At 42.3% G+C, this 690-nt stretch carries 1 protein-coding gene; it reads right to left on the bottom strand.

From position 1 onward, the window contains the following. Positions 1–149: 149 nt before the first annotated feature. Entirely contained in the window at positions 150–602 is a 453-nt protein-coding gene (gene yfbV, locus KIV40_RS34710) for a terminus macrodomain insulation protein YfbV (protein ID WP_285353995.1), read from the bottom strand. Positions 603–690 lie beyond the last annotated feature (88 nt).

The raw sequence follows: 690 nt of genomic DNA, 5'->3' as shown, positions 1-690 counted from the left end.
TTCAAAAATTAGAGTGAAAGGTCTGAAATGGAGAAATAAAAAGGCGACTAAGTGCACAAAAAAGGCGAGATAGCGGTAGAGATCAAAAACGCCCCAAAAGGATCTCAGGGGCGCAGTGTTTTATGATGCGGCTTGGAACTTGATTCAACCTAGAACCAGCGCTCCATCGATGACTTATCAAGCTGTCTAAAGGCGCTGTTCAATATAATCGCCAACTCTTTGTAACGTGGTCGAGACTTCATCGGCTCTAAAGCAAAGCCAGTTTCTGTAATCTTTTCATGCAGTTCACGATACCAAGACACTAATGCTGGTGGCAGTTGAGTATTGGAACGGTTGCCCAGCCACCACATGCCTTGCAATGGTAAGCTAATCGCAAACAAAGCCATAACGACGGCTTGCGGCATCGCTTGATAATTGTTGAATACCATCTGCGTTAAAATGCTGATCGCGGCGATCGCAGGCATAATCTTAATGCCAAAGCGCGTTGCCTTAATGATGCGTTGCTCGGGAAAGATCGCATTTAACTCTTTTCTGACAGGCCAGAGATCCATGTACTTTTGGCCATCTTTTAAACTACTGGCTAACCCAACTCTATTGCTCATATGAGCCTCCCGTTAAAAAAAAGTTGAAATCATCAACTAAAAACGCAAAAAATTGACGAAAAATAATATTCTTTCAAATTTTTTTGTT

Source organism: Vibrio sp. D173a (genome assembly GCF_030248475.1).
Note: the sequence above shows the minus strand (reverse complement) of the source record. Positions and strands in the feature narration are given on the sequence as shown.